A 25986-nucleotide genomic window follows, 5' to 3' on the forward strand; every position below is an offset into this window, starting at 1 on the left:
CTGTGAAAGCTCAAGCCGGGGGCTTTAAAACAAACTGACCTGAGATGTAATGATTTTGTCAAAATCCATATGCACAAAAGGCAGAATACCATCAGCAATGGGCTTAAGCTGTCGGGTAACGTAGTGGTCATAATCAATGGCGCTGTTTCGATAGTCGATAGGCTCTGGTCCATTAACGGTAATGAGATATTGAACGGAACCTTTGTTCTGATACTGAAGAGGTTTACCTGCCGACCGATTATGACCATCAGCCATTCGTGCGGCACGGACCTGTGGAGGTACATGTTTCACATAGTCTTTCAAGCGGCGACGCAGCCTTTTCCTATACACCAGTTGATCATCTTTTTTCCCGTCTCTAACGGCGGCAACGGTTTCCAGAATATAGGCCGAAGGGTCAGTGTCTGCAAACACTAGCCTGAGCAACTCTGCCTGAAATTCACGTGCAATTGACGTCCAGTCTGACCGAACCGTCTCCAGTCCCTTACAGATGAGTTCCTCACGGCCTTTACTCACCTTCAATCCGGCATAACGCTTCTTGCTGCCCGTTTCTGAACCACGAATGGTCGGCATCAAAAATCGCTGATAGTGCGTTTCATATTCCATCTCAAGACAGGACGTTAACCCATAAGATGCCATCAACAAGGCTTTCCATTGCTCATTAATTTCCACAGCAAGGCGCTGTCCAATCTCGTCAGCCTCCTTATGGGAAAGTGTTTCTTTCAATAAAACAAAGATGGAATCAGTATCCCCATAGATGACCCGATGCCCACGCTCTTCAACCCAGCGTGCGGTCTGCTGCATTATTTCATGGCCGCGCAGGGTAATGGAGCTGGCCAGCCGGGTATCATAAAAGCGGCAACCGCCAGAACCCAAAACGCCGTAGAAGGAGTTCATCAGGATTTTGATCGCTTGTGAGCGGGCATCGTCTTTTTCTGCCTTGGCCTGATCTCTCTGCTGCCAGAGCTGAGTAATAATCTCCGGTAAAAAATGTCGATTCCTGGAAAACAGGGCCCCTTTAAAACCGGGAATGGCATGATCAGGATCTTTCAACCCCTCCACCAGCCCCAGAGGATCAATCTTGAACGTTCGGATAATTGAGGGGTAGAGGCTTTTATAATCCAGTACCAGTACATTCCTGTATAATCCAGGCACGGAGTCCATAACATAACCACCCGGTGAAGCCAGGCCGCCGCCCTCGGGTAAATTCGGCGCGATATATCCCGTGCGATGTAATTTCGGCAGATAAAGATTGGTAAAGGCCTGGACAGAACCACCAATTCGACCCAGCTCCAACCCGGTTAATTCACTGCGTAATCGAAGAAAGTCCAACAATCGGGTTTGCTCAAAAATCTCCGCTACCAGACGACAGTCTTCCAGGTTGTAGCATGCCAGTTTCTCTTTATTGTGATGAAAATCGTGAGTAATTTCGCTCATCCGGTTACTCACATCGTTAATCGCTTTTCCTTTACCCAATAATTCCCGGGCAACAGACTCCAGACTGAAACGGTCAAAATGCCAGGTGGCAGACTTTAGAGCGTCAATGCCATCGATCACCAAACGACCCGGTATATGGACATCACCCTCAGCAGCATCACTGTTTCGCTCACGCCAACTGGCGGGCTGACCTCCTCGGCCCAATTTCAATGACATTCTGTGCCAAGTCGCACGTTTCAGTAAGAGCCGGAAATCAAAATTGATCACATTCCAGCCAATAAACAGATCCGGGTCATACTGCGCTACCTGCACAACCAATGCTTCGAGTAATGCCTTTTCGTCAGCAACCCATTGAATCGTGAGTTCTGCATCAACTAAAAGCTCTTTATCCGCTGAAGGCTCTTTATCCGCCGAAGGCTCTCCAATCATCAATACCGTCGAGATGTTCTGCCCATAGAGACCGATTGAGTAAAGCTCACCTCTGACAGAGCACTCAATATCCAGAGAAATAACCCTGAATGACGGCACGTATCGAGCTGGACGAATGCGGGCATGGCGATATTCCAGAAAACCCTGTCTCTGAATCGGCTCACCCGTAAACTCCAGAGGCCCATAGACAAAGCGTTCCATCAGATAGCGGTCATGCAGGCGAACATCGGCTTCAAATACCGGTAGGAATTCTGAACTGAGTAACCGCCTTGCCCGCTGGCTGCTATCAAGGGTATTGAAATAGAATGCAGTGACCGGCTGATGATGAAACGTTGTTAATTCCAGGTGCCGATGGGAAAAAGTGATCTGGGCATTACTCAGCAACCTTTGAGCTTGCTCATAAGCTGCCGTTTCCAGAAAAAAGACGGGCAGTTCTCCTTCAATAACCAGACATACCGGTTGGCCGTCCGTTACCAGCCAAAATACCATTTCGGTCTGGTTACGGCGATCTGCGCTCTGTCGGCTTAATAGAAAACCTGTTTGTCCTGCTGCCATAGTCAAAGCTGGAAAAGTGATAGATGGTACCATCTTACCTTGATTCAGTAACAAAAGGTCAGATAGCTATTAATCACTTAACCAGCCTGAAAATGAGTCCCATCTATGCAGAGATGCAGCGCCACTATCCTATCTAGTTCTCGTCCAAAAACGCATCAGGCAATCATAATTAGATTGTACGTGCGTTTTGATATTTCCTGAAATTCCAGAGAGCCGCAAAAACTCTTCCCTTTTTTTCTCTAATCTGGGACGGATATTGGAGAAAAACGCGAAAAGCAGGCAGAAAACATCCTCCCACCATGCTGGAAAGGTACTTTCATGTAGCGTGGAGGTGGCTATCAGGATGGTGCCGGGTGTCTGGCCAGAATCACCAGGTTGTAACAGACCACCGATAACCAGCAATGAGAATCAAAACGCTCAGAACCCTTGCAGTGGCAACGTGATAGCCCAAAACATCTCTTTAGCCACGAAATTCCCGCTTCAATACCTGCCCGGAAGCGAAAGAGCGTTTTATACACATACTGACTTTTAGTCATCTCTTCGACTTCAAGTCCGCGCTTCTTATTAAAAGCTACATCGCTGATTCCCATGGCCTTGGCTTTTTCCAAATTAGCGCGACACGCGTATCCGCCGTCACCGCTTGTCTGGCGAGGTACACGACCATAAATTTCTTTTTGTCTTTCCATCATCGGAATGAATTGGTCCGAATCCGCTGGGTTACCTTCCTCAATAACCAGGTCCAGGATCAATCGACTTTTTCCCTGAACCAGGTTCAGTTTATGGCCATACTGTACTTGCCGCCTGTCTTTTACGATGATATCCGTATGGGGTTCATACAGGCTAACCACTTTTTCCTGGGCTGGCACCTTTTCACCCTTAAAGACCCTGCGCTCTGTCTGGGAGACTATTGCATCCACCAGGGGTAACAGGTGATCCACATCGGCCTGCCACTTGTCGGCATCATCAGCCAGGAGACACTGCCCCTGCTGACGGGCGTTTGCTAGCGTGACAGTAGCTTCGATAAGTACCTTCCGGGATTTTCGGGTCAACTGCAGCAGTTTTTTATAATGCTGATGCCGCTCTTCTTTGCCAGCGTAGATGCATTTTCTGGCCGCATCTTTTACGGCTCGGTTGTGATGGGTATATTCATAAAGCGGTGTCGCTGTCAGTGTTTGTCCCCGTTCCAGCAGCCGACAAATTTCTTTAACGGAACTGGCTAAAAGATCACTGTCGCAAGGAGGTTTGATATCCGATTCGGTGACTGTGCTGTCAATAGCCACAGTGCGCCCTTTTTCAATACCCTGATCTTTAGCGGTCATTAGCTGACAGTTATTAATCCGTTCCCATGTAGATGCAGTAAGAAGGCTGATGAGCCCATGCAAACTGGAGCGACTGGGGCGCTGGTTTGGTTCGAGGCGACAAAAGTCTCGAAAGAGCATGGAGTCCATCAAAACAAACGACAAGTAGTCATAATCACAATTCAAATACTGTTTCAGGAGTGCCGCACGAAGAACGGATTCTGCTGATAGTCCGTTCCGCCCAGTGTTCTGTTTATCACCAGAACTTAAGTCCTCATAAATCCAGTCATTGAACTGTGGATGGGCGTCAAGCCATTGCGAGATACCGGAAAGCTGGGAGCAGATTTCATGAGGTACGTAATGGAGTTCCATACTACACTGCGGGTTGCGTTTTTTGCGCATTTGGAGTCCTCTGTTTTTGGCAATCCCTTATGTTTCTTGCTCTTGGGAAGTTTAGTCGCCAGATAGCAGTAGGGCTCCACTTAATTTTTCAGGATAAAATCTACAGTTTTCAATTGGTTGTGTTTTTGGACGAGAACTATCTATGAAAAACCTATGAAAAACCTATGAAAAACCTATGAAAAACCTATGAAAAACCTATGAAAAACAACCTCAAAGGGAACCATCAGGCATGCCAATAGTTTCCGGTATTGACTGATTCATCCTGCTGATCAGACAATTCGACCCCATTATTGCTTTGGATACGATACTTTAGAATGTATTGCTATACGTCATTCTCATTGACATGATGTACTGGAAATAGCCTGTGAAGTAGTCGCTACAGGAACCTCAGGTTCAAGAGATTCAGGTTGATTACAGTCAGCGACTGAAGAAGACGGTCGTGCCTGAGAAGTTTCTTTGATTTTCACTAACATTTCTTGCAGCGCATCAACAGGTGATTTTGCTGTAGCGCTACAAACAACCGTATTCCTCTCGGAAAGCAAAGTGTATTTCTGCTCTATACCCATTCCTTGCAAAGAAACCGACTCCACGCGTCGGGGCCTTCCCCAAGACTTGGGAACGGCCCTGGATACCTCAATATTCTGAACACTGTTGCCTGCATTCACTGAACGAGCACGTTTTATAGTCGTCCTTTTGTTCTGAAACCAGATTTTTACCTGTTCTTCCGTGATTTGTAATATTGAAGCAAGCTTAGCTCGTTCACAATTTGATACATAATAATTATGTTGAAAAAATGCCTTATTTAGCCTTTGAACTTTCCATTCAGGAAAGCTTGTACGTTGCTTACGTTCTTTTTTCTTAGGTTTCTCAGATTTCTCAGGGCCTACTTGCTGAGAGGGCCATTCATCCGCATCAGTTCCTCTATTTGACGTATCCAAAAAGGAACCGGGTTGGTCACTCTCCCGCCTCATATCCAATGCCCGGGCGGAAGCCACTATATAATCATCGGGGCAATAACCAGAACTCATTCTAGGTCCTGTCAGTCCCTGAGGGGAACAATGACGCAGATAAGGATCAAAAGCTGAATTCATTGCAGCCCCACGAAACAAGGGAAAATTACTTGAGGCTCTTTTCGAATTCCGAACTGCTGAACTATCCTTGGTGGATATAATTAGCCATCGCCAGCATTGACCATGAATATAGGCCGAATCTCAGATCTCATCAGTAATGACACCTGCTTTGAGATGATCCGTGAGAACCGCTGGCCAGATGGCACTGTTCTCTGTCCGCACTGTGATTCTGAGAATGTCAAAAAGAATGGACACGACAATGTGCAGGTAGAGTGCCAGCACTATTACTGTAAGTCCTGTAAGCGCTACTTCGATGACCTGACAAATACGGTTTTCGCAGGACACCACCGACCACTCAAAGTCTGGATTGCCTGTCTCTATTTAATGGGGCTGAACGTCTCCAACAGCCAGATAGCTCAGGAACTTGATCTGTGTGTCAGTGATGCACACCATATGACCACAGTCTTACGAAATGGTGTTGTTGACCGAAAGCCTGAAGTGATTCTTGATGGCGAAGTTGAATTCGACGAGGTCTACATTGTAGCTGGTCACAAGGGACACCCTGAAGCATTAAAAAAATCTGGATCGTCCACCGAGAAAAAGAAGGCTTAAAGGCGCTCCGGGCCGTGGGACTCTTGAAAAAGACAAACCGCCGGTATTGGGAATGATTCAAAGGGGAGGTCAGGTCATTATCAACATGCTGTCGAACGTTAAGAAGGCGACAATCGAACCATTTATCAAGAAACACGTAGCCCCACAGAGCCAGATTTATACCGATGAATACAACATCTATGATGACCTTGAAAGCTGGGGCTTCAGACATAAAACGGTCTGTCACGGCAAAGGTGAGTATGCCCGTGATGATGACAAAGACGGTATTTACGAGGTGCATGTTAATACTATGGAGGGGTTTTGGTCACTTCTACGCTCGTGGCTAAGGCCTCACAGGGGAATATCCCAAGAGGCTTTACCCCTTTACCTTGGCTTTTTTGAGTTTTTGCATAATATTGGCCGAAGAGGCAAAAGTCTTCTTCAGCCCTTAGTCAACTTGCTGGTTACATAGCAGTCTGGAATTGGAAAAGAGCCTTACTTGATATAATATCCGCACATGAATCCCTTGCCCCATAACTGCTTGAGGTGAAAGGGTATGCGCCCCTTGCCTGATACATCACTGGCGAAAGACTATTTACGTAACAGAATGGATAGGGATCATACGGCGTTACAGAAAACCTGCCATATGTAGAGGTCGCTTGTCCACCTGCTGGCTCACAGATTGAACCGGTATGAACCGTTTGGGATGAGCTAACAGCACTAGACAACGCTGGGCCAGGTTGGTCGGGAGAGCCTGCCGGATTCATAAATTCAGCCAATTCGTTGTAGGTAGTTCTCGTCCAAAAACACAACCAATTGAAAACTGTAGATTTTACCCTGAAAAATTAAGTGGAGCCCTACTGCTATCTGGCGACTAAACTTCCCAAGAGCAAGAAACATAAGGGATTGCCAAAAACAGAGGACTCCAAATGCGCAAAAAACGCAACCCGCAGTGTAGTATGGAACTCCATTACGTACCTCATGAAATCTGCTCCCAGCTTTCCGGTATCTCGCAATGGCTTGACGCCCATCCACAGTTCAATGACTGGATTTATGAGGACTTAAGTTCTGGTGATAAACAGAACACTGGGCGGAACGGACTATCAGCAGAATCCGTTCTTCGTGCGGCACTCCTGAAACAGTATTTGAATTGTGATTATGACTACTTGTCGTTTGTTTTGATGGACTCCATGCTCTTTCGAGACTTTTGTCGCCTCGAACCAAACCAGCGCCCCAGTCGCTCCAGTTTGCATGGGCTCATCAGCCTTCTTACTGCATCTACATGGGAACGGATTAATAACTGTCAGCTAATGACCGCTAAAGATCAGGGTATTGAAAAAGGGCGCACTGTGGCTATTGACAGCACAGTCACCGAATCGGATATCAAACCTCCTTGCGACAGTGATCTTTTAGCCAGTTCCGTTAAAGAAATTTGTCGGCTGCTGGAACGGGGACAAACACTGACAGCGACACCGCTTTATGAATATACCCATCACAACCGAGCCGTAAAAGATGCGGCCAGAAAATGCATCTACGCTGGCAAAGAAGAGCGGCATCAGCATTATAAAAAACTGCTGCAGTTGACCCGAAAATCCCGGAAGGTACTTATCGAAGCTACTGTCACGCTAGCAAACGCCCGTCAGCAGGGGCAGTGTCTCCTGGCTGATGATGCCGACAAGTGGCAGGCCGATGTGGATCACCTGTTACCCCTGGTGGATGCAATAGTCTCCCAGACAGAGCGCAGGGTCTTTAAGGGTGAAAAGGTGCCAGCCCAGGAAAAAGTGGTTAGCCTGTATGAACCCCATACGGATATCATCGTAAAAGACAGGCGGCAAGTACAGTATGGCCATAAACTGAACCTGGTTCAGGGAAAAAGTCGATTGATCCTGGACCTGGTTATTGAGGAAGGTAACCCAGCGGATTCGGACCAATTCATTCCGATGATGGAAAGACAAAAAGAAATTTATGGTCGTGTACCTCGCCAGACAAGCGGTGACGGCGGATACGCGTGTCGCGCTAATTTGGAAAAAGCCAAGGCCATGGGAATCAGCGATGTAGCTTTTAATAAGAAGCGCGGACTTGAAGTCGAAGAGATGACTAAAAGTCAGTATGTGTATAAAACGCTCTTTCGCTTCCGGGCAGGTATTGAAGCGGGAATTTCGTGGCTAAAGAGATGTTTTGGGCTATCACGTTGCCACTGCAAGGGTTCTGAGCGTTTTGATTCTCATTGCTGGTTATCGGTGGTCTGTTACAACCTGGTGATTCTGGCCAGACACCCGGCACCATCCTGATAGCCACCTCCACGCTACATGAAAGTACCTTTCCAGCATGGTGGGAGGATGTTTTCTGCCTGCTTTTCGCGTTTTTCTCCAATATCCGTCCCAGATTAGAGAAAAAAAGGGAAGAGTTTTTGCGGCTCTCTGGAATTTCAGGAAATATCAAAACGAACGTACAATCTAATTATGATTGCCTGATGCGTTTTTGGACGAGAACTAGGTAAAATTATACTAGACGTAAGCATCAAAAAATCTAATCAAGAATAAAAGTTTTCCCGATGGTTCTTAACGGATTCCGGGGAACGGACAATGATGTGGTATTCCCGACGATAAAACCTACTCTTCCCGTAGGTTCGGTTATTGAAATGCTGGAGTGAAATGGATGGCCGAGTCATTCTTTGAACAACAAAATGTGCTGGGCTTAGTGCTGGAAACCTGCTGCCAGGAGCCTGTGACCGGTTTTTTCCGGGATGGCTTCTGCCATACCCACCCCGATGACCAGGGTGGCCACACGGTCTGTGCTCACATGACCGATGAGTTTCTGCAATACTCTCTATCCAAAGGCAATGATCTGATCACGCCCCGGGAAGAGTGGGGCTTTCCCGGGCTCAAGGCTGGAGACCGTTGGTGTCTTTGTGCGGCCCGGTGGATAGAAGCTTATGAAGCCAATGCTGCCCCCCCGGTTTATATTCGCGCCACCCATATCAATACCCTGAAAATGATTGAGTTGGCGGTATTGAAGCAACACGCTATAGATCTGTGTTAAACGATGACGTCGGTGTTTAGCTGAATATCTGCAAGATACTCTGGCACCTGCCTCTTGAGGCCAATCAATTCAGAGAACTGGCCCGTCATTTACCGGGAATTCCTTCAGAACTTCTATCAATCCAGCTGAAATCATTGATGAACATAACCTTTTGCATCACGGGCGAAGTCCCTTGGATGCGGTTGTTATGTTCCCTTACTCGAAGCCATCTGCCCATGACGTGTCGGCCATGCGAGGATCGTCGATTTTCTGCCCGAAGCAGTTAAAGCGTTGTTCACGTTTGAAGATAAACGGCTCAAACCGCATACGGTAGACTTTGTTAGTCATGCCGTTGCCATGGGTGCGTTGCTGCAAGCTTTCGATAAAACCTTCCTGCTCCAGTTTTTTCAGGCACTGGTTAACGGTTGGCCTGCTCAGGTTTAACAATTTAGCCATCGTGTTTTGACTGGGCCAGCACTCACCTTGTGCATTGGCATAACTGGCCAGCAGGATCAGCGCCAGCATTTGTGTGGTATTAAGCCGGTGCATTTTCTCAAGCTGAAGTTCCAGGCGAATCAATTTCAGCACCCCGATTGTGTACGCGAACGAAATCATTGCTATACTGCCTTTGAGCGATAGCTCACTTGATTAAAGAGAAGCCCAGCGAGGAGTCCCCACTCCGTTTGAGCTGGGTTTTTTCTTGCGTACTCTTAAGGTAGACATTAAGCTCCACCCACTGCACAGAAGCCTAATCTTGTACGCCCTGAACAATCATCCCGTGCAGGGTGTTCTCGTTTCGCATTATTTCCCCAGAAGTCCAGTAGCTTTTTAATGCATGAGACCAATGACTTTCCTGCATTTATCAACGATGAAATCACATTACCAAACAGGTGAGTCCCACTTTTCATCACCTTGTGCGTCGAGATTTCCTCAATGCTCCCACTTTCACAGAGGTTCGCCTGTGCAGCATGGGCAAGGTACCTTTTCAACGTCACAACCACAAAGGACATCAGAATCAGGCTAAACACCAGTGTCGCTGATTTGGTGTTAAAACGATGCCACCCTGAATAGGATTTGATCTCTTTGAAAATCAGCTCTATCTGCCACCGTAGACGATAGGCCTGGAGCACATCACTCAAGGTGAACTCCACCCGGTTCAGGTTGGTCACAACGAAAACCCACTTCTGTTTTTTGTCATTCCAGCGGACAACCAAGCGGAATGGCCAGGCTTTGAATCCCGGCCATTCTACATCCAGGTCGAGGCACTGGTCTTTGGGGAAGCCAGACAGTACATCCTTCAGTTTTTGTCCTTTGTAGCGATTGAGATTCTTGCCATCCTCCCGTACCGCGCTGAGTATCGTCGGGTTGATACTCTGAGGTGCCTTGCAGATAAAAGAACCCTCCCTGTCATCAATAGCGGCAAAGAGTTCCAGCTCAAAATAACCGGCATCCATTAGCATCAGGATATAGGCCATGGATGTTGGCAGTGGTGGCAGACAGTCTCTTTCTGAACGGGTATCTTCAGTCAGCTGCACCCGCACCAGGTTGTTGGTGAGAAGATCCATTGTCGTATGAAGCTCGACGGCAGCAGGACTGACCGTTGAGAACCTGCCGGGAAATGCTTCTTTCAGGGCATCATAGACAGCTTGTGACGAACCGTCCTGAATCAGAATGTGCTCAAACTCTGAAAATGGACTGTCTTCATCAAACGCCATGACTTTGCGGGAAAATATTTCCAGACACTGCACCCATAGCCACAGGATAAGAGTAGGCAGCGCGTCCTTTTTAGCTTGATTTGCCCAAGAACGATAAGAGACATTCAGCCCCGTCAACTCGTTAAATTTACGGTGTAGATCCGCCTGGGTATCGCAGTTTCCATCACCAGCGAGGGCATCGATCAGTGAGAGGATAAAATCCAAAGGACGGATATCTCGCTGTCGTATAGTAAAACCAAGCTGTTCCGCCATACTTAGGAGTTCTGACCGGTCGAAACAGGTCAACAGTTTTTTTCAACTAATCTACTATTTGCAGTACTCATCTTGTTCAGCCATTGATAATGGTTTCGAAGCTTTATTGTGGCTGTTCAAGGTGGGTTCTGCCGCCGGAAACGAACCTTTTTTGAGCTTAATGTCTACCCTAAGTTCATTTGTTGCCGGGCCGGATTGTTATCAGCAAATACGGGCACTTCCCATTGCCGACACCCTGCGCACGGTTTATGAGGATTTGCGCACCGGCCTGACACAACCCGATAGTCCGGTTATCGTGCGCAGCTCCGGCGTGGCTGAGGACTCGTTTGGTAACGCCCAGGCCGGCAAGTACGAATCAGTGGTGCATGGTCAGGCGGATATCGTGGCCACCTGTCTTCAGGTATTGGCTTCAGCCTACCGTCCTGCTGTGTTTTCCCAACAGGCCACTCAAGGCATGTCAATCATCCTGCAACAGTGCATTCCATGCCGTGTGGGTGGAGTGGCCATGAGTTATCGTGGCATTGAGGACAGCACGTTAGTGATTGAGTATGGACCGGGGCAACCCAAGGCGGTGGTGTCCGGTCAACACGGTATCACCCCCCATTGTTATGAGATCAAACGTAACGGCAAGCAGTGGGAGGCGGTCTTCAACCCCGGAAGTCCTGATGGTGGATTCGTGTTGCGCGCCAATGAACAGAATGGCTATGTTGAAGAGTGGACCACCTTTGACGGTAACGCTGAAGCGGCTGAACCCCTTGGCAAAGACGCTCTGGACAGTCTGGTTCAGGGAGGAAAAAAACTGGAAGATGCGCTGATGTCGCCGGTGGATTTTGAATTTGCCATTGATCAGGATAACCGGGTCTGGTTTCTGCAGGTGCGCCCGATTACCCGTCTGCCCGGCGGCAGCCAGTTTTCCATCGCCTCTCCTTCCCGCTATCTGGATCAGGGAACCCCGGTCAGTGACGGTTGCGGCTCGGGGTTGGCGCTGGCCACCGATCGTCCAATCAACGACAGCTGTCTGCCTGACAACGTCGTCCTGTTTTGTGATCATGGCGGTGACTGGCTGCTGGCACCTGAGGTGCTGGCGAAAACCCAAGGGGTGGTGCTGAAAAAAGGCGCCCGTAACGACCATATATCGATCAGCTTGCGACAGGCAGCCATACCCTGCCTGTTGGTGGACCAGCCCCAATGGTGGCCTGATGGTGATTCCCCTGAGCAGGTCACACTGGTGTGTGGCCAGTTTCAGCAGCAGTCCGGTGGTTTTTTGTTGTCGGGTGATCGGGAGCAGGAATTGCTGGGTCTGAGTGGCGGCTCTGCCAGCCCCGATTATCAAACTGCATTGGCGACCCTGCAGGCATGGCAACCTGCGCTGCCGGAAAAAGAACCCTGTGTCGCACGCCGGTTCGCGTGGCTGGGCGAGCAAAATTCCAGGCTGCTGAACTTTCTCGGGGCGGAGCGACTGGTCAATCTCTGCCTGTCGAAAAACGGCGCAGTCCAACTGAGCATGCACCCCGAACGACGGGCGATTGTGCAAGGCTGTGTCCGGGAGATCGACAACTTTATGCAAGAGACCCGGGCTTTTCTCTCCGGCTACGCACAGTTTTTAATGCTGGGCGCAGCCGCAGATCCAAAACTGGGACAACAATATCGTGAGGAGATAACAGCGCTTGATCAGCAACTGGCGTTGCTGCAGGCAAAGGTTGAACAAACACTGGCCGATGTCACCAGGCCATTCCTGTCTGAAGGGGAGTTACCTGCCCCGGGTTCGGATTTTCAACAATGGCGGGCCAGTTGTCAGTTACTGAAAGACCTCCTGCAACGGCTTGAGTCGGTCAATTCTGTACACCGCATCAAGAGTGTCCATGAACTGATTCTATGGTTGCACAAATGTTTTATTGCCAGGCTCTGGCCCGTAGCCTCTGCTTCAGGGCAGGGTAAACTGAGCAGAATGTTTACCAACGCGTATCATGGAGTAAAGCCCAAATGTTTTGATATTGTTGACTTTTCAGTATCTCAGAAGCAGCCATTATTCGACAGCACCTGCTATGACGCACTCAGACAATTTTCTGCTAACGAAGTGACCGTTCTCAATATGCCAGAGTGTACCCGGTTATCGATCCAGCTCCAGGCTCATGCCTGTACCATCGATCTGTTGGAACAGGCCGACGGTGGCAAACAACGGACCTTTCGGTTGTGTTATTCGGAGGCATTAGCCGGTACATCGAAAGAGCGCCAACGTGGAAAGTTTCAGCGAATTTGGTTTTTGACGCAAACACTGTCTCAATATCAGAAAAATAGCGGCTTCAATGCCCCGGAAATCCATTTCAATGAACAGACAGGTCAGGTCCTTTTTGAATTCACTCATCTTCCTGCCAGAAAAGATCTGCAGCGGATGTTTGTGGACATTCTGAGTGTATTGAAAAAATTGGGCAATGTAGACTGCTTGTTGCAGCCATTGAATCTGGACGGAAGTCAGACACAATGGAATATGATCGCAATCAGGGAAAAGCTGACTAATCCTGTTTTCTCTGCAACCAATAAATTTGCCCTGGAGCATATTTATTGGTGCTTCGCTTACATGAAAAGAAAATCTCTGATGAACCGCTGCACCCACGATAGGACGATCCGCCATCTGGTTGAAGCGGCACTGATCTTTTCTCAACCTTCCACTTCCACCCGGGAGCTTGAAGCCCTGTTGAACGGTGAATCCGAAACGGGCAGGCAAACATTACTATGGCATTTCTTACTTTCTGATCCAGGCAAGGCCAAGTCTCTGGTGAACCACTATGTTAACTGGTTAGCTGACGAGACAACGGCCATGCGTCTGGTGTCCCAAAATGGCCGCATCCTTAAACACCTTGCCCCTGAAATCCGCAACCGGCGAGCGATTGTTTTTACCGCCATCAAAACCAATCCTGAGGCTATTGTTGACGCACCCGAATCGTTTAGAAACGATTTTGAGCTGATGAATTATGTTCTGGCAAATGCAGACACTCCAAAACACTTAATTAAACTTATAGGAGCAGAAGTAATTTCTCAAAAACTGCTGGCAGCACCACACGGAAGATGACGTGAAGCCTCCTCAATCAGGTTACTCAATCTCGGAAATAACCCATCGCCCATTAGTCGGCTTTTCAGATAATCCCAAAAAGAGAGACCATACAGGCGACACGTTTTTTTCAGGCTGGCAAAGGTGTCGCGACATTGCCGCCCCAAATCGCTTCGCGTCCCACTACTGATCTTTCGTCGTTTAACATATTCTCGTATCTGACTCTCGCTCAGGTTGTTGTGCAGCGGTAAGCTCGGGTCATCCAGAACCAGTAATAGCTCTTCCTTGATTACAGCCAACCCTGACAGAGCATCCTGAAGAAGCCCACTGCACGTTTGGGTTTGGATCAGCGCCTGGAACCCCTGTCGTACTTTTATTGCCTTTTTTTCAGTTGGCTCTGTCTTGAAGTCTTTAAGGTCATCGTAAATGGCCCAGAACCATGTCCGAAGCCATTTCTGAGCCATGGCCTGCTGATCATTGACCGGATGAACTTTTGCCAGCCCTCGCTCTGCATGTATCCAGCACTGGCTGTGTTTGAAAACGTCGAACTGCCTTGCCCCATCACTGAAGGTGGTAAGATGTCCTGCTCCATGCTGTATCAGGCTGCCATAAATCATGGCTTCACTGGCCTGCTGGCGCCGTCTACCAGTTAGTCTCAGGTCTTTCATACATTCTTCCCAGGCTTCATGGCTCAGGAAGGTGACGCCTCTGTATGGATTAAGAACGCGTAGCCACTTTTTGGGGTAATCCAGTTTTTCCAGATAGATCAAGGCATCGTCGGTGAACGTGTAAGTTGACCATGGGCGGTGCAGTAGGCTTACGAAATTTTCCCGGCTTTTGCTGTCTGTGCTCTCGAACCAGGCAAAGGACTCGTTATTGATGATGGTGCAGTAACCGTTCTTCCCCTTATGCCTTGTTCCCGTGTCGTCTGTCTGGATATAACTTGAACAGCGAATACCTGTAGTCAACAGCTCATCTTTCTCAGCATGGAACTGCTCGTGTCCTTTCGTCAGAAGCTGGCTGAGTTCCCCGCTGGAAATAGAGATTCCAATGTCCCATAGCCAGTCCAGCAGTTCTGGCTGGGTAACGGAGCAACCATGATACTGGTGCAGAACGTAGGCCTGCAGCATTGGCCCGTAATGATGTCCATGAAGGCTGGCTGGCGGTTTGGCCGTAATGGTTTGTCCATCGGGTGTCACCCATTGCTCTAAAAAGATATTCAATACTGGATGTTTGTATTGTCAGTTCCTGAACATGAAAAGGGGTGGTTCCATTCCTGATTGATCCCTCCGGAACATCAGTGGCAGCAATGGGTATGGATTTTTCCGCCGATGGCTTTCGGGGCTGTTTACGCTGCTTTCTGGTTTTCTCGTTGGGCTTCTTAACCTTCTGCTTTGACGAGGTGTCTGGGCTGGCTCCATCGTTACCCTCAGGAGCGGATGGATCTCCATCAGGGCTGCCGGTGTCATCATCGGGAGGTTTGGTGTTTGGTTTGATGTCAGGCTTTGCGGGCAGTTTTTTTAGACGACGAATCTCTGCTTCAAGCAATTCTATCTGCTCTTTGAGCTGAATGATCTGCTCTTGCTGCTGAGTGATGAATCTCAGTAGATCTTCAGGTTGTAACTGCTGGTGTTCTAGAAAAGCCATGGTGAGAGGATAGACGACTGACCGAAATTATCCTGCTTCCAGCACTTTTTGAGAAATTACGGTGGAATGTTATTTTTAAGATAATCTCTGTCTTTATGCGCTTGGATACAGCTACAAATATCGTAAATGTTTTCGTCTGTGATGCTCTTTTTGTTATGCAAAAAGACTCTATACATAGCTCTTGATATTGAAATAGCCTCATTTATTTCGTTATAGCTTTGGGATGACCCTGCCGCGAAATCGACAAAATCTTCATCAATGGCAAATGCAGATTCATCTGTACACAGGCGATGATAAAGGGGCTTACCGCCTTTAAGTGTTACCACTGAACGTGCGTTATGTGTAGCCCTTCCTTCTTCTTTAAGGGCGAGGGAACCCGTAGCATATTGTTTGGAGGGACTGAGAAAACCGCTTCCAGTGGCAGAAAGCAGCGAAGGATTATTATTTATTGTTGAGGGATTCATACGGTATTCATTATTATTTTTCCTTTGTTGTAGTTTCAGACTACATTTTTGAACAAAAGTTCCGTTAACCTGACATGAAAGCTCTACACAACGCAATGGGTAACTGCGGTAATGCGAATAAACTGGGTCGTTAAACCATCTGGTGTCGTTGTTATCGGTGCTGATCCCGATAAACGCCTTTCGCAAGGCTACATCACCAATGGTGCGGTCGATCCGGGAAATATCCTGAAAGAGATTGTTGATGTTGCCATCAATGACCTCGTTTCCGGTTACCCGACCGTCACCGTTTTCCTCATCCGTGAGGCGCTGACTTTCAAAGAGTTTTCCGTTGCTATTAGTAATAGCCATAGCAATTAATTATGCTTGGTTGGCATAAATAAATGGTGAATAAGTGGCGAAAGGGAGGAACTTTTATAAGAAAGTGTGGTCTTAATCTGTAGTTCAATAGTTCCAGAATTCAATGGATAGACCAACTTGTTCTCAATTAAGTCCAGCCCCTAACGGCCTTTCCAATATTCAAGGTATGTCTTTAGCTGAATCTGGTGCAACAGGTCATGCTTTCTCCCGAATGGTTACTGAATTCGGACAACCTGTAACTAGCTATGACAATACTGACCAATCTACAAGTTCAGATAATCAAGGGTATTTAAATCCTAAAATAAAATGGTTGAAAGGTTTCGCTGTACAAAATCAAACTGGCTATAAAGATTCTCCTGCAATTCCAGTAGCTATACCGCTGGAAAATTATCAGGTTGTAGAACATGACCCTGAAAATAATACTTTTTCGATATACTCCTTAACAAAGCGTGTTCAATCAACCTCGCAAAGCTCGACAGAGGTTGATACTAAACCTAATCCGCCTATTCAAATTCCTAATCAAGACGGTATTGTTAATTACTCTAAATCTACAGTGCCGACTGTGATTTTTAACCCACGATTGAAAAGTGAACATCATCAACAATATACATCTCCTGCGATTCAAGCCGAAGAAGCTATTGTTGAAAATCCTTCACATATTGAATGCAAAAGGGAGCTTCGCGAAGAATCCGCTTACGTCGAGCGCAATAGGGTGCGCAATAGGGAGCTCAAAAGGGAGCTTCGCAAAGATCCCGCTCGTGCCGAGCGCGAAAGGGTGCGCAATAGGGAGCGCCAAAGGGAGCGTCGCAAAGATCCCGCTTACGCCGAGCGCGAAAGGGAACGGGAAAGGAAGCGCCAAAGGGAGCTTCGCAAAGATCCTGCTTACGTCGAGCGCGAAAAGGAGCAGGAAAGGAAGCGCCAAAGGGAGCGTCGCAAAGATCCCGCTTTCGCCGAGCGCGAAAGGGTGCGCAATAGGGAGCGCCAAAGGGAGCTTCGCAAAGATCCCGCTCACGCCAAGCGCGAAAGGGAGCGCAAAAGGGAGCGCCACAGGAAGCGCTACCAGACAGATCCCGCTTACGCCGAGCGCGAAAGGGAGCGCAAAAAGCGGTATCGTCAGTCAGTCAATTCAGCTAAAAACTCAGGTGATTTACCACTGACTTCTAATTTAACTGAAAGGACCCGGAGTTCCAGTAAAAATTTAGAAGGTACTGCCCCCCCGTTTTCAGTCGTCAAGCTGAAGGAATATTTACAGTCCCCCGATCAACCGAGAGAGCAAACAGACTCTTGACTGTTTTACATACGAACATGATTTTTCAATCTCTCCAGGTGCTCCGCTTTGACTGATTCTGTCAAACGTGGCATTTGCTCAGAAAAGTGATCTTTGCCCCACTGGTCAAGTACTTGCGATTCATTAAGTCTGTTGTGTAAGTAAAGTATACCGGGGGCGCTTAACTGCACATTATGGTTGGTCCCATCAGCGAGGTACATTAAACACCTATGCTCGCAGGGGAGCGTCGACCAAAGACAACTCGAACCAACTTTGAACAGGGTAATATCCGTTATGGATGGGGTGTTATCAATAAGACCGGGCATTTAGTTGATTTCCTGAGTGATATTCTGTTGATTAATTGGTTTGTGACTTTCCTTAAGGACTCCAGTCTAGACCAATTTGCTGCTACTAATATCAATCCAATGCCATCTGCTTCAGCGTAGCCAGCTCAACAATTTCAAGCGCTGCCATATTGGTCGCATTCAGGTAAACCGGTGGGGCAACACCTGCCTTATTAGCCTCTACCCAGCGAGTTGCGCACAGACACCAGCGGTCACCGGCTTTCAGGCCGGGAAAACCAAACTCAGGGTTGGGTGTGATGAGGTCATTACCTTTGGACAGGGAAAACTGTAGAAACTCATCGGTCATCCTGGCGCAGACGGTATGACTGCCGGAATCCTCCAGGCAGGTGTGGCAAAATCCGTCCCGGAAGAAGCCAGTCACTGGACTTTGGCAGCAAGTCTCTAACTCAGTGCCGAGCACATTGGGCTGTTCAAATACCAGTTCTACCATGTGAAACCCTCCCATGATTAACCCATGATCTACAGGATAGAAGAAAAGTCATTTTCACAATGGATCCTGGTTTTATGAGTGCTAACAGTGCTGGAAGCAGCTACAAGCAACCGGATTGTCATGCTGGCAATATCTTTCGGGAGACCGAAGCAAAAGTAGGTTGGCTGGCAGAAGCAAGTTTTGCTTTTTTTGCATTAGCTGCCGACTCTCCTTTTTCCCTTGCTGCTTCTTCACTAAAGCCTTTTTTTATAGCTGACCTGTAAGCACTTGCTCTTGCATTTATTATGGCTATGCATAACTTGCCTTTCTCGGATGCCAGGTATTTGGATCTTCTCTCCTTGCCTTTATTCGATGCGTTGTATTTGGCGGAGCGTTTAGCACTGCTCGCCTTGCCTTTGTCGGATGCGTTGTATTTGGCTTGTATTGCTTTGCGTTTATCGCATGTGCTTACCTCTTTAAACCTGAGGGTCACAGGTTCGGAATGTGCTGTAAACTCAACAGATTTGGTGTGCACTTGCTGTTGTGCGTTGTTATTCAATGGATCAAATGCAGCAACGGGTGGTGGTGATGATGATGGCTGAAAAAAATTAACGAATGAATCTTCAGGGGGTGGGGTTTGAGCTGTTATAAGGGAGTTTGTTAAGGTTGTATTTTTCAATGTTAGATCATTATTAACAGGTTCACTGGCAGAATAACAAGGTACAATTGCATCAAGATCTTCTTGCAAATAAAATTCGGGAAACACTGATTTATTTTCATTGGATGATAAATGAGAAACTAAGAAATTATTCAGTGTGTGTGAAGCAACGGATGCATCCTGATTTTTTATTTTAAAAGTTCCCCTCGAACACTACAATTTAGCTGAACAGATTCTGACTACCCGAATGACTTTCCAGTTCTCCCTGTTACTATTGGCCCGGATTACCTGGAGTCTTTTGAAGAAAAAGAAAACACGCAATCAGACGCAATCAGTGAACATTTTGCAACTGTAATTGTCTAATTATTTCAGGACACTTGTGTTGATGACATGGCAGCCAGAATGAAACGCCTTCGAGAATATCTGGCAAATGTCATGACCCGATAAACATTAAAGGGATTTTAATGATGTTTAATGCACCCTCAGACTTTAGTAGATACCCTGACACAGAGCCTGGTTTCACAGTTTTGCCTGATACCAGAGCTGCTGATATCCCCAACCGTGAAACGTTGCCATCGGGCATCTCTGATATCAAAGCTTTAACAAGAAAGTGCCGGGTTACCGAGAGAGATACGACGGTAATGCCTGGCTGTGCCGACCACGAAATCAATGCAACGTTATTAAAAATCAGACGCTGTAGCGAATCCCAGTTGGACAGCCATTCCCAAAATATCCCAAGCAGGGAAGGGTTGGGTGGGAAAGGGATGTTCCTGACCCTGATGCAGAACGCAGGATTACCCGTTCCGCCGTTTCGCTGCATTAAGACGGACACCGTGCAGGCGATTGAAAATGTTCAGCTTGATGTCCGCCCATTACTGGCGACGCTGAAGGATGGCCATGAGTTTCCCGATGAAACAGCCAGTCTGGCGGCCATAAAACGGTGGATAGCCAGAATGGACCCATCGGAACAACAGCAGCGTTGGCTTGAAGCACTCTCTTCGTTTGTTGCCGGGCCGGATTGTTATCAGCAAATACGGGCACTTCCCATTGCCGACACCCTGCGCACGGTTTATGAGGATTTGCGCACCGGCCTGACACAACCCGATAGCCCGGTTATCGTGCGCAGCTCCGGCGTGGCTGAGGACTCGTTTGGTAACGCTCAGGCCGGCAAGTACGAATCAGTGGTGCATGGTCAGGCAGATATCGTGGCCACCTGTCTTCAGGTACTCGCTTCGGCCTACCGTCCTGCTGTGTTTTCCCAACAGGCCACTCAAGGCATGTCAATCATTCTGCAACAGTGCATTCCATGCCGTGTGGGTGGAGTGGCCATGAGTTATCGTGGCATTGAGGACAGCACGTTAGTGATTGAGTATGGACCGGGGCAGCCCAAGGCGGTGGTGTCCGGTCAACACGGTATCACCCCCCATTGTTATGAGATCAAGCGTAACGGCAAGCAGTGGGAGGCGGTCTTCAACCCCGGAAGTCCTGATGGTGGATTCGTGTTGCGCGCCAATGAACAGAATGGCTATGTTGAAGAGTGGACCACCTTTGACGGTAACGCTGAAGCGGCTGAACCCCTTGGCAAAGACGCTCTGGACAGTCTGGTTCAGGGAGGAAAAAAACTGGAAGATGCGCTGATGTCGCCGGTGGATTTTGAATTTGCCATTGATCAGGATAACCGGGTCTGGTTTCTGCAGGTGCGCCCGATTACCCGTCTGCCCGGCGGCAGCCAGTTTTCCATCGCCTCTCCTTCCCGCTATCTGGATCAGGGAACCCCGGTCAGTGACGGTTGCGGCTCGGGGTTGGCGCTGGCCACCGATCGTCCAATCAACGACAGCTGTCTGCCTGACAACGTCGTTCTGTTTTGTGATCATGGCGGTGACTGGCTGCTGGCGCCTGAAGTGCTGGCGAAAACCCAAGGGGTGGTGCTGAAAAAAGGCGCCCGTAACGACCATATATCCATCAGCTTGCGACAGGCAGCGATACCCTGCCTGCTGGTGGATCAGCCCCAATGGTGGCCTGATGGTGATTCCCCTGAGCAGGTTACGCTGGTGTGTGGCCAGTTTCAGCAGCAGTCCGGTGGCTTTTTGTTGTCGGGTGATCGGGAACAAGAGTTGTTGAGTCTGAGAGGTGGGTCGGCCAACCCGGATTATCAAACTGCGTTGGCGACCCTGCAGGCATGGCAACCTGCGCTGCCGGAAAAAGAACCCTGTGTCGCACGCCGGTTCTCTTGGCTGAGCGAGCAAAATTCCAGGCTGCTGAACTTTCTCGGAGCGGAGCGACTGGTCAATCTCTGTTTGTCGAAAAACGGCACAGTCCAACTGAGCATGCACCCCGAACGACGGGCGATTTTGCAAGGCTGTGTTCGGGAGATCGGCAACTTTATGCAAGAGACCCGGGCTTTTCTCTCCGGCTACGCACAGTTTTTAATGCTGGGCGCAGCCGCAGATCCAAAACTGGGACAACAATATAGTGAGGAGATAACAGCGCTTGATCAACAACTGGCGTTGCTGCAGGCAAAGGTTGAACAAGCACTGGCCGATGTCACCAGGCCGTTCCTGTCTGAAGGGGAGTTACCTGCTCCGGGTTCAGATTTTCAACAATGGCGGGCCAGCTGCCAGTTATTAAAAGACCTCCTGCAACGGCTTGAGTCGGTCAATTCTGTACAGCGCATCGAGAGTGTCCATGAACTGATTCTATGGTTGCACAAATGTTTTCTTGCTCGGCTCTGGCCCGTGGCCTCTGCTTCAGGGCAGGGTACCGTGAGCCGACTGTTTACCACCAAGTTTTCTGGAGCAAAGTATGAATGTTTTCATATTATTGACTTTTCAACGTCTCAGGAAGCGCCATTATTCGACAGCACCTGCTATGACGCACTCAGACAATTTTCTGCTGACAATGTGACCGTTCTCAATATGCCAGATTGTACCCGGTTATCGATCCAGCTCCAGGCTCATACCTGTACCATCGATCTGTTGGAACAGGCCGACGGTGGCAAACAACGGACCTTTCGGTTGTGTTATTCGGAGGCATTAGCCGGTACATCGAAAGAGCGCCAACGTGGAAAGTTTCAGCGAATTTGGTTTTTGACGCAAACACTGTCTCAATATCAGAAAAATAGCGGCTTCAATGCCCCGGAAATCCATTTCAATGAACAGACAGGTCAGGTCCTTTTTGAATTCACTCACCTTCCTGCCAGAGAAGACCTGCAGCGGATGTTTGTGGACATTCTGAGTGTATTGGACAAATTGGGCAATGTAGACTACTTGTTGCAGCCATTGAATCTGTACGGAAGTCAGACACAATGGAATATGGCCGCAATCAGGGAAAGGCTGATTAATCCAGCTTTCTCTGCAACCAATCAATTCGCCCTGGAGCATATCTACTGGCAATTCGCTTCTTACTACATGAAAAGAATATCTCTGATGAACCGCTGCACCCACGATAGGACGATCCGCCATCTGGTTGAAGCGGCACTGATCTTTTCTCAACCTTCCACTTCCACCCGGGAGCTTGAAGCCCTGTTGAACGGTGAATCCGAAACGGGCAGGCAAACATTACTATGGCATTTCTTACTTTCTGATCCAGGCAAGGCCAAGTCTCTGGTGAACCACTACGTTAACTGGTTAGCGGACGAGACAACGGCCATGCGCCTGGTGTCGCAAAATGGCCGCATCCTTAAACACCTTGCTCCTGAAATCCGCAACCGGCGAGCGATTGTTTTTACCGCCATCAAAACCAATCCTAAGGCTATTGTTGACGCACCCGAATCGTTTAGAAACGATTTTGAGCTGATGAATTATGTTCTGGCAAATGCAGACTCTCCAAAACACTTAATTAAACTTATAGGAGCAGAACTGTGGTCAAATCCTGTGCTTTTCCGTCAGTTGTTAACCACTGCGGTTGAAAACTGTCCATATGCTCTTTCCGCTGACGCTATAACGGCGTATCTGGAACAAAATCCTGAATTCTATAAAGAGCTTGTTCTCTTGGCCATGGAGCTAGCAAAAGATAATTCCTACAAAATACCTCCCAACGCTTGCAGGAAAAACCTGCTTAAGGACGATCCTCTATATCGAAAACTGGCCTTAACGATATTGGCGCAAAAAAGTGCTGGGAAGTTTCTGGAATATTTTCCGGATTTGAAGAACGATCGGGAGGTTGTGTATACGGCAGTTGGGTCTGACCCCAATGCGTTACGATATGCCGGAGCTGAATTTCAAGCGGATAAAACATTAGTCAAAGAAGCAGTCGATAAGAAGGGGCACGTTCTGAAATTTGCCAGTGAAGAACTCAGGGATGATAAAGAGATTGTGCTGGCAGCCGTCAGAAATAATGGCTTTGCCCTGGAATACGCCAGTGAACGATTAAGGGCTGATCCGATCATTGTTTCCGCAGCGCTGGAAAATGCGGCCCATGCCCTGGAGTTTGCCGCTGAGCCATTTAAACAGGACCCCTATTACCTCCGACTGGCTGTTCGTCATCATGACTCTCAACACTCTATTCGTGATTATCTTGATGTGGTTCAGCGTGGCAATAAGGAATTATTAACCATCATCGTGTCAATAGACCCCAATAGCTTTGTATACGCCAGTTATGGGTTGAGAGATGATGAAGCGTTGGCGCAGCTGGCGGTGCAAGGTAACGGTATACTACTTGAGTGTGCCAGTTGCAGGCTGCGTGGTCATGAGCCTACTGTCCGGCAGGCCGTTCAAAGCAATGGTATGGCGCTTGAGTATGCCAGCCCGGACTTGCAGGACAATGAAGAGCTGGTCAAGCTGGCGGTGCAAAATTGCGGTATGGCGCTGGCGTTTGTCAGTGAACGGCTCAGGAGTAACCCGGAAGTGGTCAGACTTGCCCTGCAACAAAATCCGCTGGCGCTACAGTTTGCCGGTGATGCCTGTCGCAATGATCCAGAACTGGTCGGCATGGCCCTGGAGCTTGATGGCAATGTCCTGCGGTATGTTGGACGTTCATTACAAAGTAAGCCGTGGGTCATTACTGCAGCTGTCAACAGTATCGGGTCTGTTGCTGTAAGGCATATTCATTCAACAATCTTTCGTGGATAAAGCAAAGAAGGCAGATTAATTCAACTCAGTTTTCTGCCATCCTCGCTACGGGCGCTATTCTCGGTCAGCCTCCTAGTGCAGCCAAGCGTTGTTATGCATACACAAGCACCTCGTTCCCACGCAGAGCATGGGAACGAGGGGGTTGGCTGTATGGGTATTAGCGCTTTTCTGCACTAGGGGAGCGCTCATTATCGCTCTCGTCAGGGAAAGGAAAATAGGGAACGGGCAATGGCGGCAATGATTCAGGCGGCGGTGATTCAATCGATTCATAAGGTAGAGATGGTTGGGGTAGTAGAGATGCCGATGACATAAAAGAAGGTGGCTCAGAAACCACTACAGCCGTTAATGCGGTGGGATAGTTGACCCAGATCTGTCCTATGAGTGCTGGCTTAAGGTCCCGGCATGGTTGACCAGACACATCGACTTGCTCAGTATCGGTCAGTAATGGTCGTCTCATGTCTGCCGGGTAATTTGTCGACGGTCTTGGGCAACAAATTTTCGCCATGGACGCTTGAACAAACCTTAATCCGTTAAAGCAACCCTGACATGGATCAGAATGGGTAACTTCCCCTGCCGAATTACGGGCAGCCGGGAAAAAAAGTCCTTTTTCGCTATTCCCACCAATGTTCATACAAACCTCCGGAGTCCCGACAAACCTGACGTTGAAATTACTATCTCGAATTAGATATAGGACCGGTTATTTCTGAAAAAGTTCCATAAAAGAATTTATTGGTTGTGAATTCAGCCTAGGACTTACGCATTGACAACAGGCTCTAAAATTTGATAATGCCAAAAAACAGATGTCTTCAGGGATGAAAGTGAGAACTACCACTCGACCGACCACTGCACGATGCACTCTTGCAAAATACATTGGCTTTTTGATTAGTGAGCCAAAATCATCAACATGCACAAGACTGGCCGAGGTTACCGACTTTTCTCACGATAGCGCAAACCGCTTTCTTAAGCGTGAAAACTATCAGCCCAAAGATATGTACGATGAAGCAGTCAAAAGTTTAAACCCTATTGGCGGCACCCTGAGCGTTGATGACAGCGTGCTCGACAAACCTTATAGCTACTCCGTGGCACTGGTTGGCCACTTTTGGTCGGGTAAACATCACCGAGTGGTTAAGGGAGTTAACCTCATCACCCTTTATTACACCGACGTATCCGGGCGCCATATGCCGGTGAATTACAGGATATACGACAAATCGGAAGACAAGACAAAAAACGACTACTTCCGTGAAATGTTGATTGAAGTGCTGGTATGGGGGCTGAAGCCAGCGTTCGTTACCGGTGACTCCTGGTACAGCTGCACGACTAACCTGAAGACGATTAAAAACCATCAGACTGGGTTTATGTTTGCCGTTGAGAAAAACAGGACAGTATCACTGGAAAAAGGTAAATGGCAGCAGGTTCAACACCTCGACATCCCCGACAATGGTCTGGATGTATGGCTCAAAGACTTCGGTAAGATCCGGTTGTTCAGGACGATGCTAAAAGACCAGCGTCGCCACTACGTGGTTTACTTGCCAGAGGAAGTCCCTTTTGAACGCAATGACTTCAAGCAGATCCATGACCAGCACTGGCAGATCGAACAGTTTCACAGGGCGATCAAGCAGGTTTGCCATATTGAGCACTTTCAGGTTCGCAGCGAACGACCCGTCAGAAACCATATATTTGCTGCAATTTTAGCTTTTGTTTATCTCCAGAAAATGCAGATAGAGCAGGAGTTTACGAATATTTATCAGCACCAACGGGGGCTGTTTAAAGAGACAATAGGCGCTTTCATTGAGAGTTTTGCAAAGGGGAAGGATCACCTCCTACCAAAATTTATCGGTGTCATCAATGCGTAAGTCCTACAGCCGTTGGAAATTGACTCAATACATAAGTCAAGCAAGGAACTTTCCCGGGTTTAAATCATCCAACATTAAGGT

Annotated in this window: 18 protein-coding genes; 8 read left to right on the top strand and 10 right to left on the bottom strand. The window is 48.1% G+C overall.

All coding sequences use genetic code 11. From position 1 onward, the window contains the following. Positions 1-24: 24 nt before the first annotated feature. The 3 genes from MJO57_RS01415 to MJO57_RS01425 form a co-directional block, all read right to left on the bottom strand. Positions 25-2451, bottom strand: coding sequence for a DNA polymerase II (locus MJO57_RS01415; protein ID WP_371924746.1), 2427 nt, complete (start codon positions 2449-2451; stop codon positions 25-27). A 305-nt stretch (positions 2452-2756) separates the two neighbouring features. Next, positions 2757-4118, bottom strand: coding sequence for an ISNCY family transposase (locus MJO57_RS01420; protein ID WP_252017318.1), 1362 nt, complete (start codon positions 4116-4118; stop codon positions 2757-2759). Between the two features lie 335 nt (positions 4119-4453). Continuing rightward, positions 4454-5146, bottom strand: a complete 693-nt coding sequence (locus tag MJO57_RS01425) for a homeobox domain-containing protein (RefSeq protein ID WP_252022306.1) — start codon at positions 5144-5146, stop codon at positions 4454-4456. A 165-nt stretch (positions 5147-5311) separates the two neighbouring features. Between MJO57_RS01425 and MJO57_RS01430 the strand changes: the two genes are divergently transcribed. The 4 genes from MJO57_RS01430 (at position 5312) to MJO57_RS01445 (ending at position 8821) form a co-directional block, all read left to right on the top strand. Beyond that, positions 5312-5800, top strand: a complete 489-nt coding sequence (locus MJO57_RS01430) for a transposase (protein ID WP_252018121.1) — start codon at positions 5312-5314, stop codon at positions 5798-5800. Then, on the top strand, positions 5769-6251 hold the full coding sequence (locus MJO57_RS01435; RefSeq protein ID WP_252026893.1) for an IS1595 family transposase: 483 nt from the start codon (positions 5769-5771) through the stop codon (positions 6249-6251). The genes MJO57_RS01430 and MJO57_RS01435 overlap by 32 nt, the downstream gene beginning before the upstream one ends. Positions 6252-6708: 457 nt before the next feature. Then, positions 6709-8070, top strand: a complete 1362-nt coding sequence (locus MJO57_RS01440) for an ISNCY family transposase (protein WP_252017318.1) — start codon at positions 6709-6711, stop codon at positions 8068-8070. A gap of 367 nt (positions 8071-8437) precedes the next feature. Continuing rightward, positions 8438-8821, top strand: a complete 384-nt coding sequence (locus MJO57_RS01445) for a DUF2237 family protein (protein ID WP_252022308.1) — start codon at positions 8438-8440, stop codon at positions 8819-8821. A 195-nt stretch (positions 8822-9016) separates the two neighbouring features. Here MJO57_RS01445 and MJO57_RS01450 read toward each other — a convergent pair whose 3' ends face one another. Both MJO57_RS01450 and MJO57_RS01455 read right to left on the bottom strand, forming a co-directional pair. Then, positions 9017-9415, bottom strand: a complete 399-nt coding sequence (locus tag MJO57_RS01450) for a helix-turn-helix domain-containing protein (protein WP_371924747.1) — start codon at positions 9413-9415, stop codon at positions 9017-9019. Between the two features lie 107 nt (positions 9416-9522). Then, entirely contained in the window at positions 9523-10800 is a 1278-nt protein-coding gene (locus tag MJO57_RS01455; protein ID WP_256493142.1) for an IS4 family transposase, read from the bottom strand. Positions 10801-10873: 73 nt separating this feature from the next. Here MJO57_RS01455 and MJO57_RS01460 point away from each other — a divergent pair, with 73 nt between their 5' ends. Further along, complete coding sequence (locus tag MJO57_RS01460; RefSeq protein ID WP_252022322.1) at positions 10874-13837, top strand: PEP/pyruvate-binding domain-containing protein; 2964 nt, start codon at positions 10874-10876, stop codon at positions 13835-13837. Here the strand turns inward: MJO57_RS01460 and MJO57_RS33040 are convergent. From MJO57_RS33040 to MJO57_RS01470, 3 genes are all read right to left on the bottom strand, one after another. Further along, positions 13804-14484 (bottom strand): transposase, encoded by a 681-nt coding sequence (locus tag MJO57_RS33040; RefSeq protein WP_252021289.1) that lies wholly within the window; start codon positions 14482-14484, stop codon positions 13804-13806. The two genes, MJO57_RS01460 and MJO57_RS33040, sit on opposite strands and share 34 nt — an antisense overlap. A gap of 313 nt (positions 14485-14797) precedes the next feature. Then, positions 14798-15463, bottom strand: a complete 666-nt coding sequence (locus MJO57_RS33045) for a hypothetical protein (protein WP_371924748.1) — start codon at positions 15461-15463, stop codon at positions 14798-14800. Positions 15464-15519: 56 nt separating this feature from the next. Beyond that, the gene (locus tag MJO57_RS01470) at positions 15520-16275 is read right to left on the bottom strand and encodes a hypothetical protein (protein WP_252022325.1); all 756 of its coding nucleotides are present in this window, start codon (positions 16273-16275) and stop codon (positions 15520-15522) included. A 112-nt stretch (positions 16276-16387) separates the two neighbouring features. Between MJO57_RS01470 and MJO57_RS01475 the strand changes: the two genes are divergently transcribed. After that, positions 16388-17572 carry a hypothetical protein gene (locus tag MJO57_RS01475; RefSeq protein ID WP_252022326.1) on the top strand — a complete coding sequence of 395 codons (1185 nt, stop codon included), beginning with the start codon at positions 16388-16390 and terminating at the stop codon, positions 17570-17572. 396 nt (positions 17573-17968) lie between these two features. Here the strand turns inward: MJO57_RS01475 and MJO57_RS01480 are convergent, their stop codons facing one another. Both MJO57_RS01480 and MJO57_RS01485 read right to left on the bottom strand, forming a co-directional pair. Continuing rightward, the gene (locus MJO57_RS01480; protein ID WP_252021478.1) at positions 17969-18346 is read right to left on the bottom strand and encodes a DUF2237 family protein; all 378 of its coding nucleotides are present in this window, start codon (positions 18344-18346) and stop codon (positions 17969-17971) included. A 118-nt stretch (positions 18347-18464) separates the two neighbouring features. Beyond that, entirely contained in the window at positions 18465-19091 is a 627-nt protein-coding gene (locus MJO57_RS01485) for a hypothetical protein (RefSeq protein ID WP_252022327.1), read from the bottom strand. A gap of 356 nt (positions 19092-19447) precedes the next feature. Here MJO57_RS01485 and MJO57_RS01490 point away from each other — a divergent pair, with 356 nt between their 5' ends. Both MJO57_RS01490 and MJO57_RS01495 read left to right on the top strand, forming a co-directional pair. Beyond that, positions 19448-24052, top strand: coding sequence for a DUF4116 domain-containing protein (locus MJO57_RS01490; RefSeq protein WP_252022328.1), 4605 nt, complete (start codon positions 19448-19450; stop codon positions 24050-24052). A gap of 818 nt (positions 24053-24870) precedes the next feature. After that, positions 24871-25905 carry a transposase gene (locus MJO57_RS01495; RefSeq protein ID WP_252026884.1) on the top strand — a complete coding sequence of 345 codons (1035 nt, stop codon included), beginning with the start codon at positions 24871-24873 and terminating at the stop codon, positions 25903-25905. The last annotated feature ends 81 nt before the right edge of the window (positions 25906-25986 follow it).

The sequence above is a fragment of the Endozoicomonas sp. SCSIO W0465 genome (genome assembly GCF_023716865.1).
GTDB lineage: Bacteria > Pseudomonadota > Gammaproteobacteria > Pseudomonadales > Endozoicomonadaceae > Endozoicomonas.